This is a genomic window from Paenibacillus sp. P4_A9, assembly GCF_056402415.1.
On the sequence record NZ_JBFUHL010000051.1, the window covers coordinates 22,645 to 39,244 of the forward strand.

Consider the following 16,600-nt stretch of genomic DNA (forward strand, 5'->3'; position numbering starts at 1 on the left):
CTCCTCCTCCTCCTCTTACTTAGCACAAAACCCTGCCATCCGTTTCCTAAGAAACTGGACAGCAGGGTTTACTGTACTCCGACACGACGTCCCGCAGGACTCGTTCGGCTTATATCTGTCGTATCCCATCACGGGATACCGTCAATTTTTCGTATCCACCTTCGGTGATCAGATACGTATCTTCAATACCAACGACACCTCTGCCCGGAAAGGTGAACTTGGGCTCAATCGCGATGACCATGCCGGGCGCCAGCGGGTATTTGAAGCCCTTGGCGAGAACGGGCAGCTCGTCGATTTCGAGCCCGATGCCGTGACCAAGGAATTTCACTTGGTCAGCGCCGTACCCCATGAAGTGGGCGCTCAGCCCAGCTTCCTGCACTTGATCCAGCGCGAGCAGATACAGATGCTCGGCAATCGTGCCCGGCTGCAACCTGGCTTCCGTGGCTCGGAGGACCTCCTCCGCCACGTCATAGGCTCGCTGCAGCTCAGGGTCTACATCGCCGATCACGAGCGTACGTGTCTGATCGATCAAGTACCCGTCGATGGTGCAGCCGATATCGACGAGGATCGGGTCGCCGCGCCGAATCAGCGCGCGGCCCGAGCTTTGCGGGCTGGACGGGTGGAGCCCCGTGCCCCCGGCCGGCCCGTCAAAATAGGTGGGCACCGCTGCCGATGCGCCTGACGCGACCATTCCGGTGATTAACTCGGAATTGTACGCACGCATGCGCATCAGCCCTTGGTGCCCGCGCAGTCTGAGCTGATGCTCGATGAGCGCCATCAGCTCAACCTCCGCCATCCCCTCACGAATGTGGGGGATGACCGCCTCCAGCGCGTCGTCGACGACGCGCGCTGCCGCCCGAATCGCCGTGACTTCGTCCGGCGATTTGATCATGCGCTGCTCTCGTACGAGCAGCGAGCCGTCCTCCCAGACCGCGCCTGGCAGCGCGGTCTGCAGCCGCAAGTAAAGCTGGACGGGTAACACGTCCAGCTCTACCGCCACACGCAGCGGCTCAACCGCCGCTGCATCCACACCTGCGCAGCGCGCGCGAAGCCGCTCGCCGAGCGTCTTCAAAGAGCCGAGCGCTTCGACGGCCGCTGCTGCTTCCTCCTCCGCGCGCATCAAACTGCGACGAACGAGATAAATCGCTTCGCCATCCGTCGGAATGAACAAATATCCCGTCTGCATCGAACCGCAGTAATAATATATATCGACGTTCTGTGTGACCAGGAAGCCTGACCACCCTCGCTTGCGCATCTCATCTTGCAGCAATTGCTGCCTTTGCTGAAAAATTGTCATTCGAATCGACTCCTATATGCCGTTTAATTTCACACCTCTCCCTCATTATACAACGAATACCCGTTGTAATCATTCTTGCCAGATCAAAACACCATCTCCGCCGAAGACTTAATCGTCCAAGTAATCGGCTGCAAAACCGTATAAGTTCGCGGGAACGCCACTCGAATAAACATAATCACCCCAGGTCGATCAAGCGTAACCGTGTAGTCGTGCGCAACATCCTGATAAGTATAGGGAAATATTTCTCCCTCATTAACAACCTTAAATAGTTCAACCACCACCGTACTCTGCAAAAAAGTTTCAGGCAATGGCTTATTATCTTCATCTAAGCGTAAATTCGCCTGCAAATAGGCCATAGCAGCCTCTCTCGCCTTCGTCTCATCAATCGAATGGATGCCTTGCGCTAGCTTCGCCCCGTCACTTTGCTGAGCAGCCGCATGTACGGCATTGTTCAGCGCATGCTTCCCTTGGAATACCGTATGCATCGCTAACTCCTCATCCGTTTGAAGCGCATATAACGACATAAACACCACGCTCATTAACATCATTAATAGCAGCTTATACACGCCAATCCCTCAACTCTCATGGCACATATTCACTCATTTTCATACCTGTTGCGCCCATACGCTCAGAGGCAGCGGGGACCGTAATGCCGACAAGCTGATCAATTACAAAAAGCCGGTGATACGGATAAGTCATCGTCAACCGCATGCCTGTTCCCCGCCAAACCGGGGCCCCATCATTTATCCCACTAACTCCTGTGCTAGTTTCAACTACATACTCAATTTCTCCAGGGATGAAGCCTCTTTCCGCCAAACGCACCCGGGATTCGGCAATCATCGCACCATTGATATACCCATGGCTGCCATTCGCGCCAACCTCAAGCAAATAATCGACTTCCTTTTGCAGTACAGCTTGCCGAACAATCACAATATGCTTATAAACCGGGGCAAACATGAACCAACAAAGCATGGTTGAAAAAAGGATAAACACCAAAATCTGCTTCATGGATTAATCCGCTCGATAGACCCATTAATTCTACCCCCACTATCACTAACCTGCCTGCGTGTCCCCGTGCTCCCCCCAACAACATCGAAATAAATACCGATAACGACAATCAACAACAGCACCGTTACAAGAATAGACCTCATTCATTCCCTGCCGTTTCTATGGTTGAAGTGCGTTGATATTCGTATTTGCAGTAGTCCCATGCGTATTAATATTACGTCTCATCCCCGTGGACCCATCATTGATAATCGTCGTAAACAACAAAGCAACCACAATCAGCATCATCACCGTTACTAAAATATTTCTCATTTACTCGCTCTCCCATCGCTTATTAATTAATAGCGTCAAATAATCGCTGTCCTTCGGCAATCCATGGGTACATAAACACCCGAAATGTATTCAGAATCGGCAGTCCCGCGAGCACAAAAAGCACATACGATACCGTTTCCTTCTTGCTGTCCCGAATCAATTCCATTTTCTCTTTATAATCCTGAATGCGTTGCTTTAACAGCTCATAATAGCCCCCATGTTCATTCAACCTGAGCGCATTTAGCGTCTCTCCAAAGCTATGAGCTTCCTCGGTTCCCAGTCTCCTTTTAAAATGGGAAATCGCCTCTTCGGCCCCCTGATACCATTCATTTAGAAGCAGCTGAACATGAGCTCGAATCGACGCCGTCTGACCAACACATAAGGATAATTTGTCATGCAAATTCAATTTCGAATCATTATAGTACAAGAGTTGTCGACTGATTCCATAAATATCCCGCACGATGCGCTGGGATCGCTTTTCTTTTAACTGTGCCAGCACTTTTCCATCCCATATTAGAAAAATCGATACCACCACAGCACCAACAAGAACATAAGCAGGCTGCATATGCAACGTGAGCCAAGGATGCTGGAAAGCCGCATACCCCATACCTCCGATTAGAAGCGAACCACCTAAAAGCAACCTTTTCGCCCCCTCATACAGGTTCGCATTCATCCAAATGCCACACCCCAACAGCAATTGGCGCTTCTCCTCCACCGCTTTCGTGCTCATCCCAAGCATTTTATACAACCATGAGGGGATTTCAGACTCTTTTAGCGTGCTTTTTACATGCAGAGATCGCCATCTCTTCTTGCGTAACGGTATGTACCTAAGGCCCTGGTAAATCATGATCATCAAAAGTATAAATACTAGCAAACGCGAAGCGTACTGCAGCATTAACAACTGGGTGTTGACCAAAACCAAAATATTCACCTCCTCACATTCTTCGCATGGATAAGTAGATCCCCATCAAAAACGATACAAATATCAATAAAAGGGCATCCAAAATCATATTCCGCCCCGCTGGGTCGATCACGTAATACAAATAAGCATTGTCTGCGTTCACTTTGAAATTAATCCACATGAATAAAGCCATGAATCCGATTGGTGTGAAATTCGCAATGCGAATCTCCAACAGTCGATTTCGTTCCATCTGATCAAATCGCTGAGCTTTTCGCATATCCGTGATGAGCTCCTTCAAACTATCTCCGACAAAGCTTCCCTCTTTCAAGGCCACACGCATGATCCCCGTAAAATAATCTGCCCAGATATGACCGAGCGTGAAGGAGAAAATTCGCAAGCTTTCCTCTGTATCCCTTTGTGTCATCAAATGACGATATAACTGCTCGAAAACAGGCTTTATCGGATACAGGATTCGATTTTCCTCTAGACAATACTTCAGTGCGATCTTCATATTTTGATCAGGGTCCATCATATAAGACTGGTAAAACACTTCGACAGCAGGAAGAAACTCTAACCTCGTACGCAACCGAACACTCACCAGCTTGACCCTAAGCAGCAAGTAGGGCAGCGAAGCACCGATCATAGTTATGATAATGGCTCCTTTTAAGGATTGAAAAAACAATCCCCCAGCCAACAACCCCATCAACAATCCAATTAGACTTGTCGTCAGTATCGCTCGCATGCTAAATTTAGATTCGACGGATTCCAGTAGCTCCTTCATGTGCTTATAGACCCAGCCCCATGTCTCCAAATAAGCACTTAATCTCGCGCTAACTGTGGCGTTTTTTACATAGTACAACCTGAATCTGGCTTTGCGTTGTCGGACCAGTAGCTCTAGCAAAGCTTGGAAAACCACAAAAACAAGCACAAATAACAACAAGAGAAAGACATATTTGGCGAAAATCACTGCTCTAAATCGCCTTCTTTCCCTACCTTTTCGATAAATCCGTGCTCCATCAGCAGCGAGAAACTTGCCTCATCTGCTTTTCGTATTTTTCGCGATGCATGAAGCGACAATTTCCCGGGAAATGTCCATTTGTCTGTCGAGTTGTCATAAAGAGCTAGATTCGTGACGAAAACGCATTCATTTTCATACCGGTATTCGACGATTCGCACAATCTTTCTTTTACCGTGAACAACCTGCATTTCAATGCCGATATGTGTCACAAATTCAGTAATCCGCTTCGTCAGCCGCTTCGAATCCATCCCTCTCCCATCCAGCATGCACATATCAGTAATCGCATCCGGCACATCCTCCAGCTCACTCACATGGACCGTCGTCAAGCTGCCCTTATGGCCACGCGTACAAGCACGAACATACAAATTGGCATCTTCATCCCGAATTTCCGCGTGACATATGCGCTTCGGGGACTGCCGTAACGCCAGCTTAAAAGCCTGCAAACCTGAATGCCTCGGATCTTCCTCGTCTATTTCGTATTCGACGATATTTTTATACGGAAAATCTCGCTTTAAATTCAACTCCAATCGGGATTCAATCGTAATGATTCGCTCATTATCGTCCATTTCGGCAATGATCGCCTTGATTAGATTTGTTTTACCTGAGTTTGTCGGTCCAATGACGACCATATTGAAATAGGTGCGGATGAAACAACGAAGTAATAGCTCCATGCGGGCATCCATCGTGGCTAGGTCTGGCGAGGTAAGCGAGGCTAAATCAAATCTTTTTACGGTATAAAATCGAATCGTTAATGTCGGTTCTGCTGTGAATCCGAAGCCCGTCATCGTCACACGTGAACCATCTTGGAGCACAACCTCTGCCCAACGTTTCCTAGGATTCAGAGTATCGTGGTTGAATAACACCAAATTTTGTTGAATTCGCTCTAATTCACGGATCGATGGAAGCTCATAGAGAGAAGGTCTTGCCATACCACCGCGCACCTCAAAAATCTGCCTCCCCACAACCTGAATCTCCTCTAAGCCTTCCTTCTGTTTGAGTACAAGTTCAAGGACATTTAAGCCGATAATTTCAGCAAAAATCGCTTCAGGCAACGTCGTATAACCACTAGTCCGAGGAGGAATAACCGAAAGCCTTCTTTTCGACACGAGATCATGTATAATTGCCAGCAGCTTGCCACGATCCTCTTCATAGCCCAAAATAGCGCGATTCAACGTCTCATTGTACAGCTGTTTTTCGCTTTCTGATCTGCCTTTCAAGGAAACAAGCTCACTGCGAATCTCCTGAACCCATTGCTGGAAAAAAGCTTCCTCACCCGCCTGATCCTGGCCGTTACTGCTTGCACGCACTTCGTTTGTCCGTTCGACCATCCCATCCTTGGGATCGTTTAATCCTGCTGCATGTAATTTCGGATAGTGATTGAATCCAACCACTGCCTCTTCCGTCCTACGTTCATGCATGTAGGTAATCATCGAAAACCTTTTCCCACTCACTCCCTTACCCTCCTGAAATTAATTTAGCTAACCGCACGTTTGCCGGCGATAAGCTTCTGAAACCATGTTTCCTGACGCACACTCATCCTCTGAGGCAGCTTGTAATAATCAGCCAATTTCCGTGCCACAGCCTTCACCTCTTGATGCATCGGATGCGCTGAGCTCATTAGTTCCATCAGCTTACCTTGGTTGCAACGAGCAAGCGCATCCCCGTGTCTGCTGACATGTCCAATCAAGTGCAGCTGCGTTTCCTTGCGAATATCTTTGATCGTGAACTCACTTTGATTCGCATGCCGATCCGTTTGAACAGCCATAAGCTCGAAAGCATCCGGCTGCAAGCCAAATACAGACCCAACCTGCCGAATCCACCTTGAGAAATCCTCCTGAAAATGGGCAATATCCCCTGTCGTGACAACGATTTTGCTATCTGCTTCAAGCAGCCCACTAACCGTCGCCGCATTATCCCAATAAGCGCTAACTTCGATAATACAGATGTCAAAAGCGCCTCGCGCCACCCGCAACAAATGAATAATTTCTGCTGGCGTAAAAAACTCAGCCTGCTCGCGTAGCATGTTACCGTATAAAATGTGCAGCCCATGTGCCTCCTTCGGCTTATCACAAACGTGGAGTAGCCTTTCAGGCGTTAAGCTTTGCGCCTTCAGTTCCGCCCTCAACCCATCTAACGTAACAAGGTGCTCTTCGCGCCCCAGGTATCGATGGAGCTTTGAGCTTTTGAGATTCAAACAAAGATAGCCAACCTTCTTCGAAGTCTCCATCGCTAACAGACAGGCCACGCCAAAAGACGCCAACGTCGTACCAATATTCGGTGTAGAGCCAACGAACGTAACCAATTTACCAGGAAGCGCCTGATTCGATTGCCCTCCACTCGACCCATCGACCCATGCGCGGATTTCATCCGCAATCATAGCCGTACTGCGTCCCGGGAGGATATAATCCAGCTTCATCAGCTTGCACATTTTCACATATTTCTCATTGATCGAGGCATCGTGATAATTCGAAAGTAACACGATGATCTTCATCGCAGGATCTTGCCCCTGCAAGCCTTCCAGAAACTCTTCCAGTTCCCCGTAAGCTAGCTCCCGATCAGAAATAATGACATACGAGTACGGTTGCTCCATTAATTTAGGCTGTAAATCATTCGCCTCCGAAAATATTCGCCACCCAAACGGTTTCGCATACACCACATTCGTAAGCTCATCAATCAAACGCTGATCCGTCGACACTAGACCGATTTGCACATGGATTCACCTCTCTTTCTACTCTTCAGAATATCAACACCTAACTTACTGTATGTCGTGTTCCCCGACGCCCAAAGCTGACTGTACTTCCACAAACTCTTATCCCCCAGCACCTACTCAGAGTGTTCGTACTTCCACTTATCTCCGACACCCTACGCTCTACCGACGCCCCCTTCACTCGCCCTACTCCGCTTCAAATATCGATGTAGAGCTAAAGGCAATAACCAGCTTAGCCTTCTTCGTGGAACATAGTTGATCAATCTGGAGCCATTCCTTCTCCGTCAAATTCAGATTGATCTGGTCGATAGCACCATTAGCTTCCAGTCTTGAGGTGTACATCTTTTGTTCATCTCCCTCAACTTTGGAGAACAGATTTGAATTTTTTGGATTATCCACCTCCACATTGGCAGAGGACTTCACAGAAGCAACTGCAATTTCCCTCTCATCAAAAAGCCTGCGTGAGCTGCCGTCACTCCCCGACACATACATACGAACCCGATCTCCAGCGCGGATGCCATTGGAAACAGAAAGCAGATACTCTTTGGGAATTTGAAAAGTCGCCTGTTGCTCATTGGGCAATAGATGATAGCGATTCACTTTCCACTTCAGAATCGGCTCCTGCGTGCCCAAGGGAATCATCGATTCCTGTCCAACAACATCAGCAAGCCTCGTCATCATGTCCACAGTGTAGCTTCCTTTCTGAATCGCTTTGAACTCGACCATATCGGCACGAATAAACTGACCCGCACGTATAAAATCCCTCGGAACCACAACCTGAACCGTCTGCTGCATCTCAACCTGGTTCACCTGCAACACATATACCCCGTATACGAGCAATCCAGCCAGCACCGCAGCAACCACACTAATTAGCAGGCTTCTCCTGCGATTCAATCGATCACCTCCTCCCTTCAAAACACAACAAAAAGAACGCAAACCTCGGAAAATCCATCTCCGAAATTTGCGTTCTTCGCAAATCAAACTGTATGAGCAATAAGTTCGAAACAATATAATAAAAGTATCACATAAACTTCCATTTTTCAACATCTATTTACAAAACGTGCCTAAATCAGCAAAAAAAAGAAACCTCTCAACCGATGAGGTTTCCTCCCTGACTTATGCGAACGATGGTTTTCTACGATCAACATCACCGCTAAGAAGTTTTACATATTTTTTATCGGTTCCTTCGACTGAAGGTCCAATATATATTTTAATTGTATTACTGTCGCTTTTTCTTACGGTACGACCAACCATTTTAAGGCCGGATTTGGCTCCATTACGTCCCGTTCTATTCATATCACGTTTCATACGGAATCCCCTCCAATTAAGTGGTTAATGGTACGTAGCAGATCATTATTGACACTCACAATCGACGATAGGTCTGGTTCAGTTAGCTGCATATTCCCTGAGAAGTGTACGGAAAGTACATGTTGACTACCTATAGGATAACATAGCACATATAACGGCGCAACATCTTGGTCTTTGTAAAATGACCATTTCGCATTTAAATAAACATCCACAACGTAGATGATATCTGCTCCGTCAGCCTTCCCGTGATTAGCGCTAAAGGCATAGAATTTGTTCCTCCCTACATTACCACCGACTTGTCCGATCCCATCGTTGTCTTTCTTCTGCCAAAAAGCTGAACCTGTTACGCGGAACCCATCAGGAGGAAGGATCGAATTACGGACAGCCTCACTCAAGGCATCATATTTCTCTTTCGTACTAGGAATTGTAATGTTACGATTGTATTCCCAGAAAAAGTGCAATAAGCTTTGCTTTTGGTGAAGTTCAAATTCTTTTTCAGCAAGTTGCCTGTTGGGATCTGCATAAAATCCTTGATCTCTTATGTTTCTAATGATTTGCTGACATGCTACAGAAACTGCAGCCTCGTCGCGGCCATCTGTACGCAGATCATACTTTAACAGCGTTAGCCCATGAAGATCCGACAACAAATGGAAGTCCGCCACTTTTTCCCCTTTGATCAGATCATCCCGATCTTGGACCTCAGCTGGGACGATGGCGAACACACGATTTCGTCGTAGCTTCCCCCAGAAAAGACCCATTTCAAATAAAGTGTTATCTCGTGTTATAAACACATATTTATTCCGATGCAATGCGACATCATCAGGAGCAAATATAAATATACCAAAGTCGTGTTGATCCAATTCTTTCTCCAGAGATTCCATCGTATATTCATTTCCTTTAAAAACGCCAGCATACCAAGGAGTTACTTGTGTACAAAAACTGATTTGAGCTTGAACGGCGTTAGCTAGCTGCATTGCTTCCCTAGATGAACCTATAAAAGTATTAGGTTTCGGCGGATTGGCCACAACAGTAGACCCCTTTATGAATAGATAATGATAACAAGTGTACCACTTATGGAACATAGTGGAAAGATTGATTTCATCGACTTTACCTGCGGACATACTGTGAAAGGACAGTACAAAAATTGACCCCGAGCGAATTCCTCACTCAGTAGCAGCTTATCTAACTTTTGCAAATACCTAAAAAAGGAGACCCAGCTTATAGCTGGATCCCCTTATTAACTTCTGCGAGTGTTGGCAACGCAGGAATCGCTCCCCTGCGGGTCGTGGTAATCGCCCCGACGCGGTTCGCGAAGGCGAAAACCCGCTCAGCCACACCGGCCTCGGCCAGTGCGTCAACGACTGTGTCTGGCGTCACGCCCAGCGACGCCAGCTGAAAGAGCATGCCGCCGACGAAGCTATCGCCGGCGCCTGTTGTATCCACGGCTGCCACAGGCACGCCGGGGATCACGACATCCTGCCGCGCGCTTACGACGCGGCAGCCCTGCGCCCCCAAGGTGATAATAATCACCTTGGGCCCGCTCTGCAGCAGCTGCTGCGCACCTGTGGTCGCGTCCACGCCGAGGAGGAATTCGATTTCCTCCTCGCTGACCTTGACCACATCCGCAAGCCCTAGCTGCGCAAGGATCTCAGTCCGAGCGGCTTCCGCGCTCGGCCATAGGGCTAACCGCACATTGGGGTCGTACGACACCAATGCGCCAAAGGCTCTTGCTCTCCGCGCAGCATCGAGCGTCGCGGTACGGCAGGGCTCGGCGATCAGTGATACCGAGCCGAAATGATAAACCGCGGCATCTTCCAGCCACTGCGGCTCGACTTCGTCTGCGCGCAGCAGCATGTCCGCCGCCGGGTCGCGGAAAAACAAGAAATCGCGCTCACCATCCGCGCGCAGTGAAACAAAAGCCAGACCGGTCTTCGCCTCGTCGGTCTGGAGCACAGCCGTTTGCACGCCCACGTCCTGGAGCGTGCGAACGAGATAATCGCCGAAGGGGTCCCGGCCGATTTTGCCTATAAACCTTGCGTCGCCGCCTAATTTGGCGACCGCCGCAGCCACGTTCGCCGGAGCTCCGCCCGCCGCCCGCCCGAACTTCGTTACGTCGGCTAGCGCTTGCCCGTTCTCCTCCGGCACAAAATCAACCAACAGTTCACCCAAACACACGATGGTTGTATTTTTACCCATTACATTCACTCCCCACTATTTTTGATAACCGAGCGCCCGCATAACGAATGTGGTTGTCTGTCCAATCAACGTCTCCAGATCCGGCCGTTCTTCCGTAAACATCGGCTCGAAAAACTCCCTCTGCTTATAAAAGAACATAGCTCCCAGTACGAACATGAGCGTGCTATCTAGGGATTCAAATTCATATATCCCATCTTTTCTACCCGTGTCTAAGAGATCACGAACCTTTTTCCATAGCGGAAAAACCAGCTCCCTCATTTTCTCTACACGCGGGGTAATTGCGATAATCTCCATCTGAATCAGACTGATCATCTGCGGATCCTCATTTCGAAGCTTCACGACTTCCCTAATCACCAATTGGATACCTGCCAGCGGATCTTCGATTTTAATAAATTCCGTTATTTTTTCCACAGGAAAAAACTGCTTAAATATTTCATAGAAAACGCTCTCTTTTCCACCAAAATAATAAGAAACCAGAGCCACATTAGCCCCGGCCTCCTCACATATTTGACGAACGCTAGTTGCATCATAACCATGCTTCGCAAAGAGCTTTTTCGCTGCCAGCACAATTTTCATTTTCATATCTGACTCTTGTTGAACCATCTCTAGCGTCCTCCTATTCGATCGTTAAGCGTTTGATGAAACACGACCTAGAGCTGGAGCTGTCTTTGCTTTTTTTGCAAAAACAACTAGCATATCAATGCTGAGTGCCACTGCGGCAATCAACACTAAGAAGCCAACTTCGCTGCCAACTCCAGGTCCACCGAACAAAATACTCATCAACCCGTTCACCGCGTAAGTCGCAGGAAAGAAATTACTGATGGAATGATAGAAATTCGATAGGAGCTCTCTTGGCACAATCGCACCAGAGGAGACCAACTGCAGGGATAACATAGCAATGTTAAATAGCATACCTGCGTTCCCAAACAATGTCAAAAACATTTGTGCAACCAATGCAAATGTTAATAAGAACAACGATTCGAAGCCCCAAAGTGCAATAAAGCCTTTATCGACTTGCCCGCCCAATGCAACAACCATAGTAGCACTGATGAGTCCAATGACAATCGCAGCAATCACTGTTATCGCGATACGTGCGGCCATTTTTTGCATTTTAGATAAAGAAGCGCCTATTAGGTTGGTAGAAGCACTAAAGTTCATTCCCATGATCATCGTACCCACAATGGATGCTAATACGAGCATCATCGGCAGCATTTGATTCGGCATATCCTTGACCTTATTGGTGCTTTGAATGTCCGAGCTTACTTTACTCGAAAGTCCCTGTGCGATCTGAGTCGCTTGTTCAGCGGGAAGCTGCGGATTCATCTGAGTCAAAACAGCCGATGCCCCTGCCGCGACGGCCTCTTTATTCACCGTTGCCGTAATGTTCCCCGCCACAGCCTGCATGATCGACTTTGTCATGGACGGGTTCGACTCATTCACTGTATAGGTAATCGGTGCTGTTTGCCCTGGCGTTTGAAGTTTCTTCGAAAAGTCCGGCGAAATATGCAACTGGATGAGGATTTAATCGATCAAGCAGCCTTAAATGATGTTGTCGATATGCTGATTGAGGAAGAAGAGAAAGCGAAGAAAGAAACTAATGATGAGAAGAATATCGATGAACTTCTGCCAATGTGAGGGGGTGATGTCATAATGAGAGTAATATTAGCCGAAAAACCAGACCAAGCCCGTAAACTGGCAGCGCCGTTTCCCCAAAAAAAGGAAAACGGCTTTCTTTCTATCAGTCCATGCAAGGAATTCTCAAGCGGTGCAAACGTCACATGGGCAATTGGGCATTTGGTTGAGCTGAAGGAACCGGATGACTACAATGAAGCGGTTAAGGATGTCTTCAGCATAGGACGCGTTCAAACGCCCGTTCTGGTCTTGATCTACAACCGGCAGCAGGAGATTGAAGAGAGGGTGAGTCCCATGACATTTAGATAGGAGAAAAGGTAAAAAGCTTACCTTAAATCCCTCTTATCAATTAAATGCGTTGGAATTTTTAAAACTACCTTCCCTATCAACCTTTCTTTATCCACGAAAGGGGTAGTCCACAAATGAGAGTCGAAACTATTATTACGGTTGTCGCCTAAAAAAAAGTATTTGTTTTCGGGGACAGTAATCGGACCAAATTCATACCGAATTGGCTCGTTTAAGTAAGTTTCGGATACTTTTACACCATTACGAATCAGTGCCCCGTTCTTAATTTCAATCACATCACCAGGAGTTCCTATGAGTCTTTTTACATACCTTTCATTAACCTTCTCGGTTATAGGTGGATAAAACACAACAATATCACCAAACTGATAATCATCCATCCATATTATTTTCTCAACAACTAATCGGTCATTAATTTCAATGGTTGGAAGCATCGAACCAGTCGGAACAATCATAGCTTCTGCGACAAATGTTCTAATAGTCAACGTCGCAACGATTGCAATTAGAAGGCTTATTCCCCAACTTTTAATTATTTTCATGAATTGAACTCTCCTCTCCATTTCAACGGGTTATTATTCAATTTTTAAAAACTTTGTTTCTTTTGGTATAATAATCCATTAAATTGGAAAAGTAAACCTTTTTTTGGAAGAACTGTTCCAACAACCTTAGTTGCGTCATGCAAACTTCGTGGGGCATCTGGTATTTCTGGTTTGTGTCGTCATATTAACAACAAGCCGTTCGAAGAACAAACAACTACTACTCCTCCAAACATTTTCTGCAAATTTCACTTGCTTTCTTCGCTATACAGCCTCCAATTTGTACATAGGATTGAAAAGAAAAGCGAAAAACCAGTAGAACCCGCCCCTGAAACAGGGACGAGTTCTATATCGCGGTACCACCTTGGTTTTTTGCCTGATTGATCGGTCGAATGGTTTATGGTGCCTCATTGATAACCACTAACGGACGGCTGGAGCTTTGAATGTTGCCGAAGCGGACATGATATCAGCCCAAGCCCAATGGGCAGCAGGAACATCGGTCCAAGTTGGCGATGCCGCCCCTTCGTTAACCGGTCGTTGCAACAAGCGATTCAGCACCGTGACGGCTTCAGCTCGCGTAAGCGGACGATCGGGACGGAAAGTATGATCGGGATAGCCTGTCATCCATCCGTTAGCCTGAGCGGATTCGATAGAAGCCTCCGCCCAATGGGCATTGATATCCAGCCAGCTGTCGGATGCTTTCTTACCCGTTGCTGGCTGCAGCAGGGTCACGATCAACTTGGCGAATTCAGCTCGCGTGATTGGTACATCCGGTTGGAACGTCTGGTCGGGATACCCGTTCATAATTCCGACTGTGCCTAACTTGGAAACATCTTTATACGCCCAATGAGTGGCAGCCATATCAACGTAGTTCATAGCCACTGGCGCTGACACGCTGGTAGGAAGACGTTCCGACAAAAGTCGGTTAATCAATACCGCCATCTCCGCCCGGGTAATGGAAACATCAGGACGGAAGGTGCCATCCTCGTAGCCGAACATATAACGTTCCCATTGCACGGAAGGATGGGTCACACTTACCATTGTAAAAATACTGAATTTATCGATATCGATAAGGAGTCCTACCGGTTGCATAGCTGAATCATATTTCACCTCGCCCCGATAGACAGCCTTTTCCCCATCGCTATGCTCTACGAACACGGACAACTGCTTAAGGAACGCAGCTCTTGCCTCAGGGTTGAGTGGCAAATCGCCAGCAGAGATCGGGAATTCCAGGCGAGTCGGTCGGTTGTTCACGTTCGTCTCAATCTTGACCGGTTTGCCAAGAGTGGTTATGACTCCGCCTTCAGCAAACACTTGCAATTCAGTCGTAGCAACGATGCGATTCTTGGTCGCCGCTTCTTCGGTCTCGCGCTCTGGAACAATTCGGAACCAAACGTCAGAACCGTCTTTACGAAGCGAGGACAACGTCTGCTGCGTTAGGGTAATTGTCACGCTTGGCGTCTCGATTGCTAAGGGAGACGAAGAGTTGCCGAGCTTTGATACCGCCTCTTTCGATATCTCCACTTTGAGGAAATCAGCCTTTCCATCCGTACCACTTTCGTCAATAACCAGACGCATTACGCCTGATCCGGAAGCTGCCTGTTGGCTAATCAATCGCTCTGCCAACCGCTCATTGATAGAGACGCTGTCTCCCCTCTGCCCGTCAACAGTAATACGAGTTTTAACCACATCGGCTGAACCGGATGGGGGAGGTGTCGTGCCGGTAGAAGGCTGCACAGGCGGTTGTTGCTTAATCAGCACCGCTGCCTGAGTCACCGAGACTTGTGAATAGTATTGTGCATCGCCACTATATGTAGCTGTAATACTATGTTGGCCTAACGCAAGATCGGTTGTCGTCAACGTCGCCGTGCCGTTCACCAGCGTCACTGGGCTGCCGACCGGCTGGCCGCCGTCTAAGAATGTGACCGTCCCTGTTGGCGTCGGTGCTCCACCGCCGTATGTCGATGCCACTACCGTCTGCAATGTGATCGCACTGCCGTAGACTGCCTCGCTTACGGAAGTTGTGCTCGTGACCGTAGGCGTCTGGCGCGCGACCGTCAGTCCGATCCTCTGTGTGCTCACTACAAAATTGTCGATCATACGTGTCATTGACGCTGTCGGTGCCGAGTTGTTGTAGTTTTCCAGCATGATCGTGTTGATCCCGTACTCGCTGTAGCTGCCTACCCAGTTCAGATTCGTTTGCTGAGACTGCAGCACATTGTCCACCCAGAACTCGAATATGCCATTCGACTGTCCCGCATCGTTGAGCTTGATATGCGCTTCTACTGCCTGCCATTTGTCCCTCATGTCCGTCGCGAAGAAMGGCACATTGCCTTGCAGCTTCCCTAGCCAGCGMAGGTTGTTGAAGTCGTTGTACTGCGTCGTCTTCAGCGTCCCTGCTGCATCGGTCCCCGAAGCCGGGTCCTGCGACAAGTAATTGTTGTCCGGAGCAGCTGACCAAATGTGGCCGATCATGGCCTGCTTCCAGTCCGCGCTTGCCATGATGGTCGCTCGCGACARCTTCTGCGCCCCGGTCGCTGTCCAAGTAGGSCCGTTCTTCACGTAGAACCGCCAATAGATCTCCCGGTAGTTCTCGGTCCCCTCGTCTACGGCCTTGAGATAGGCATCCGGTGTCCGACCGAACGCTACCTTCAGGTTGCCCGCATCGCCGCTGCCGGCCGACCAGGTCGCCTTCATCCCTTTAGAGCCGGATACCCCTGCGCCATCCGCACGCACGAACTTACTCGTGTTCTGATATTCGAAGTACGAGCTCAACCGGTCGCTTTCGAAATCATCGCACCAAATCCACCCCGCTTGCTTATTGCTGCACTCCTGCGTGACTAGACCGGCTCCTGAGCCGTAACCGCTTACAATCAGTACTGATGCCGTTGCTGTCGACGATGCTGAGTTATACAGTGTATTCCCGTTGTACGTGGCGGTAATGTTATGCCGACCGAAGGCAAGATCGGTTTTCGTTAACGTCGCCGTGCCGTTCACCAGCGTCACTGGGCTGCCGATCGGCTGACCGCCGTCTAAGAAAGTGACCGTCCCTGTTGGCGTCGATGCTCCGCCGCCATATGTCGATGCCACTACCGTCTGCAAAGTGACCGTACTGCCGTAGACCGCCTCGCTTACGGAAGCAGTGGGCGTGACCGTAGGCGTCTGGCGCGCGACCGTCAGTCCGATCCTCTGTGTGCTCACTACAAAATTGTCGATCATACGTGTCATTGACGCTGTCGGTGCCGAGTTGTTGTAGTTTTCCAGCATGATCGTGTTGATCCCGTACTCGCTGTAGCTGCCTACCCAGTTCAGATTCGTTTGCTGAGACTGCAGCACATTGTCCACCCAGAACTCGAATATGCCATTCGACTGTCCCGCATCGTTG

At 48.6% G+C, this 16,600-nt stretch carries 19 protein-coding genes; 2 read left to right on the forward strand and 17 right to left on the reverse strand.

The annotated features are described in order from the left end of the window. Positions 1 to 109: 109 nt before the first annotated feature. From AC1DVJ_RS23855 to AC1DVJ_RS23925, 15 genes are all read right to left on the reverse strand, one after another. Positions 110 to 1,297, reverse strand: coding sequence for a M24 family metallopeptidase (locus AC1DVJ_RS23855; protein WP_477594021.1), 1,188 nt, complete (start codon positions 1,295 to 1,297; stop codon positions 110 to 112). Between the two features lie 83 nt (positions 1,298 to 1,380). After that, on the reverse strand, positions 1,381 to 1,863 hold the full coding sequence (locus tag AC1DVJ_RS23860; RefSeq protein ID WP_477594023.1) for a hypothetical protein: 483 nt from the start codon (positions 1,861 to 1,863) through the stop codon (positions 1,381 to 1,383). 16 nt (positions 1,864 to 1,879) lie between these two features. Continuing rightward, entirely contained in the window at positions 1,880 to 2,305 is a 426-nt protein-coding gene (locus AC1DVJ_RS23865; protein ID WP_477594025.1) for a hypothetical protein, read from the reverse strand. Next, complete coding sequence (locus AC1DVJ_RS23870; RefSeq protein WP_477594027.1) at positions 2,302 to 2,448, reverse strand: hypothetical protein; 147 nt, start codon at positions 2,446 to 2,448, stop codon at positions 2,302 to 2,304. The genes AC1DVJ_RS23865 and AC1DVJ_RS23870 overlap by 4 nt, the downstream gene beginning before the upstream one ends. A gap of 16 nt (positions 2,449 to 2,464) precedes the next feature. Beyond that, positions 2,465 to 2,614 (reverse strand): hypothetical protein, encoded by a 150-nt coding sequence (locus AC1DVJ_RS23875; RefSeq protein ID WP_477594029.1) that lies wholly within the window; start codon positions 2,612 to 2,614, stop codon positions 2,465 to 2,467. 22 nt (positions 2,615 to 2,636) lie between these two features. Next, complete coding sequence (locus AC1DVJ_RS23880; protein WP_477594031.1) at positions 2,637 to 3,536, reverse strand: hypothetical protein; 900 nt, start codon at positions 3,534 to 3,536, stop codon at positions 2,637 to 2,639. A gap of 13 nt (positions 3,537 to 3,549) precedes the next feature. Next, positions 3,550 to 4,374: a type II secretion system F family protein gene (locus tag AC1DVJ_RS23885; protein ID WP_477594033.1), complete on the reverse strand. Its 825-nt coding sequence runs from the start codon at positions 4,372 to 4,374 to the stop codon at positions 3,550 to 3,552. A 104-nt stretch (positions 4,375 to 4,478) separates the two neighbouring features. Beyond that, positions 4,479 to 5,984: an ATPase, T2SS/T4P/T4SS family gene (locus AC1DVJ_RS23890; protein WP_477594035.1), complete on the reverse strand. Its 1,506-nt coding sequence runs from the start codon at positions 5,982 to 5,984 to the stop codon at positions 4,479 to 4,481. Between the two features lie 23 nt (positions 5,985 to 6,007). After that, positions 6,008 to 7,243, reverse strand: coding sequence for a CpaE/TadZ family protein (locus tag AC1DVJ_RS23895; protein ID WP_477594037.1), 1,236 nt, complete (start codon positions 7,241 to 7,243; stop codon positions 6,008 to 6,010). Positions 7,244 to 7,426: 183 nt separating this feature from the next. After that, positions 7,427 to 8,134, reverse strand: coding sequence for a CpaB family protein (locus AC1DVJ_RS23900; protein WP_477594040.1), 708 nt, complete (start codon positions 8,132 to 8,134; stop codon positions 7,427 to 7,429). Between the two features lie 222 nt (positions 8,135 to 8,356). Next, the gene (locus AC1DVJ_RS23905; RefSeq protein ID WP_477594042.1) at positions 8,357 to 8,548 is read right to left on the reverse strand and encodes a hypothetical protein; all 192 of its coding nucleotides are present in this window, start codon (positions 8,546 to 8,548) and stop codon (positions 8,357 to 8,359) included. Next, the gene (locus tag AC1DVJ_RS23910) at positions 8,545 to 9,573 is read right to left on the reverse strand and encodes a TIR domain-containing protein (protein WP_477594044.1); all 1,029 of its coding nucleotides are present in this window, start codon (positions 9,571 to 9,573) and stop codon (positions 8,545 to 8,547) included. The genes AC1DVJ_RS23905 and AC1DVJ_RS23910 overlap by 4 nt, the downstream gene beginning before the upstream one ends. Positions 9,574 to 9,766: 193 nt before the next feature. Then, positions 9,767 to 10,744: a PfkB family carbohydrate kinase gene (locus AC1DVJ_RS23915; protein WP_477594046.1), complete on the reverse strand. Its 978-nt coding sequence runs from the start codon at positions 10,742 to 10,744 to the stop codon at positions 9,767 to 9,769. Positions 10,745 to 10,759: 15 nt separating this feature from the next. Then, positions 10,760 to 11,347, reverse strand: a complete 588-nt coding sequence (locus AC1DVJ_RS23920; RefSeq protein WP_477594048.1) for a TetR family transcriptional regulator — start codon at positions 11,345 to 11,347, stop codon at positions 10,760 to 10,762. Between the two features lie 24 nt (positions 11,348 to 11,371). Beyond that, on the reverse strand, positions 11,372 to 12,253 hold the full coding sequence (locus tag AC1DVJ_RS23925) for an ABC transporter permease (protein WP_477594051.1): 882 nt from the start codon (positions 12,251 to 12,253) through the stop codon (positions 11,372 to 11,374). On the opposite strand from AC1DVJ_RS23925, the gene AC1DVJ_RS23930 reads away from it, so the two are divergent. Beyond that, a complete protein-coding gene (locus AC1DVJ_RS23930) occupies positions 12,248 to 12,379 on the forward strand; it encodes a hypothetical protein (protein ID WP_477594053.1) in 132 nt (43 codons plus the stop codon). The genes AC1DVJ_RS23925 and AC1DVJ_RS23930 overlap by 6 nt on opposite strands. Before the next feature lie 15 nt (positions 12,380 to 12,394). After that, entirely contained in the window at positions 12,395 to 12,685 is a 291-nt protein-coding gene (locus AC1DVJ_RS23935; protein WP_477594055.1) for a hypothetical protein, read from the forward strand. A 17-nt stretch (positions 12,686 to 12,702) separates the two neighbouring features. Here AC1DVJ_RS23935 and lepB read toward each other — a convergent pair whose 3' ends face one another. Together lepB and AC1DVJ_RS23945 are read right to left on the reverse strand one after the other, a co-directional pair. Next, a complete protein-coding gene (gene lepB, locus AC1DVJ_RS23940) occupies positions 12,703 to 13,218 on the reverse strand; it encodes a signal peptidase I (RefSeq protein WP_477594057.1) in 516 nt (171 codons plus the stop codon). Positions 13,219 to 13,635: 417 nt separating this feature from the next. Next, positions 13,636 to 16,600, reverse strand: a 2,965-nt coding sequence (locus AC1DVJ_RS23945) for an Ig-like domain repeat protein (protein ID WP_477594059.1), incomplete at its 5' end; no start/stop codon positions are given.

Coding starts and splice junctions, on each gene's coding strand:
- AC1DVJ_RS23855 (WP_477594021.1), bottom strand. CDS start 1,297: ATGACAATTTTTCAGCAAAGGCAGCAATTGCTGCAAGATGAGATGCGC.
- AC1DVJ_RS23865 (WP_477594025.1), bottom strand. CDS start 2,305: ATGAAGCAGATTTTGGTGTTTATCCTTTTTTCAACCATGCTTTGTTGG.
- AC1DVJ_RS23870 (WP_477594027.1), bottom strand. CDS start 2,448: ATGAGGTCTATTCTTGTAACGGTGCTGTTGTTGATTGTCGTTATCGGT.
- AC1DVJ_RS23875 (WP_477594029.1), bottom strand. CDS start 2,614: ATGAGAAATATTTTAGTAACGGTGATGATGCTGATTGTGGTTGCTTTG.
- AC1DVJ_RS23905 (WP_477594042.1), bottom strand. CDS start 8,548: ATGAAACGTGATATGAATAGAACGGGACGTAATGGAGCCAAATCCGGC.
- AC1DVJ_RS23915 (WP_477594046.1), bottom strand. CDS start 10,744: ATGGGTAAAAATACAACCATCGTGTGTTTGGGTGAACTGTTGGTTGAT.
- AC1DVJ_RS23920 (WP_477594048.1), bottom strand. CDS start 11,347: ATGGTTCAACAAGAGTCAGATATGAAAATGAAAATTGTGCTGGCAGCG.
- AC1DVJ_RS23930 (WP_477594053.1), top strand. CDS start 12,248: ATGCAACTGGATGAGGATTTAATCGATCAAGCAGCCTTAAATGATGTT.
- AC1DVJ_RS23935 (WP_477594055.1), top strand. CDS start 12,395: ATGAGAGTAATATTAGCCGAAAAACCAGACCAAGCCCGTAAACTGGCA.
- lepB (WP_477594057.1), bottom strand. CDS start 13,218: ATGAAAATAATTAAAAGTTGGGGAATAAGCCTTCTAATTGCAATCGTT.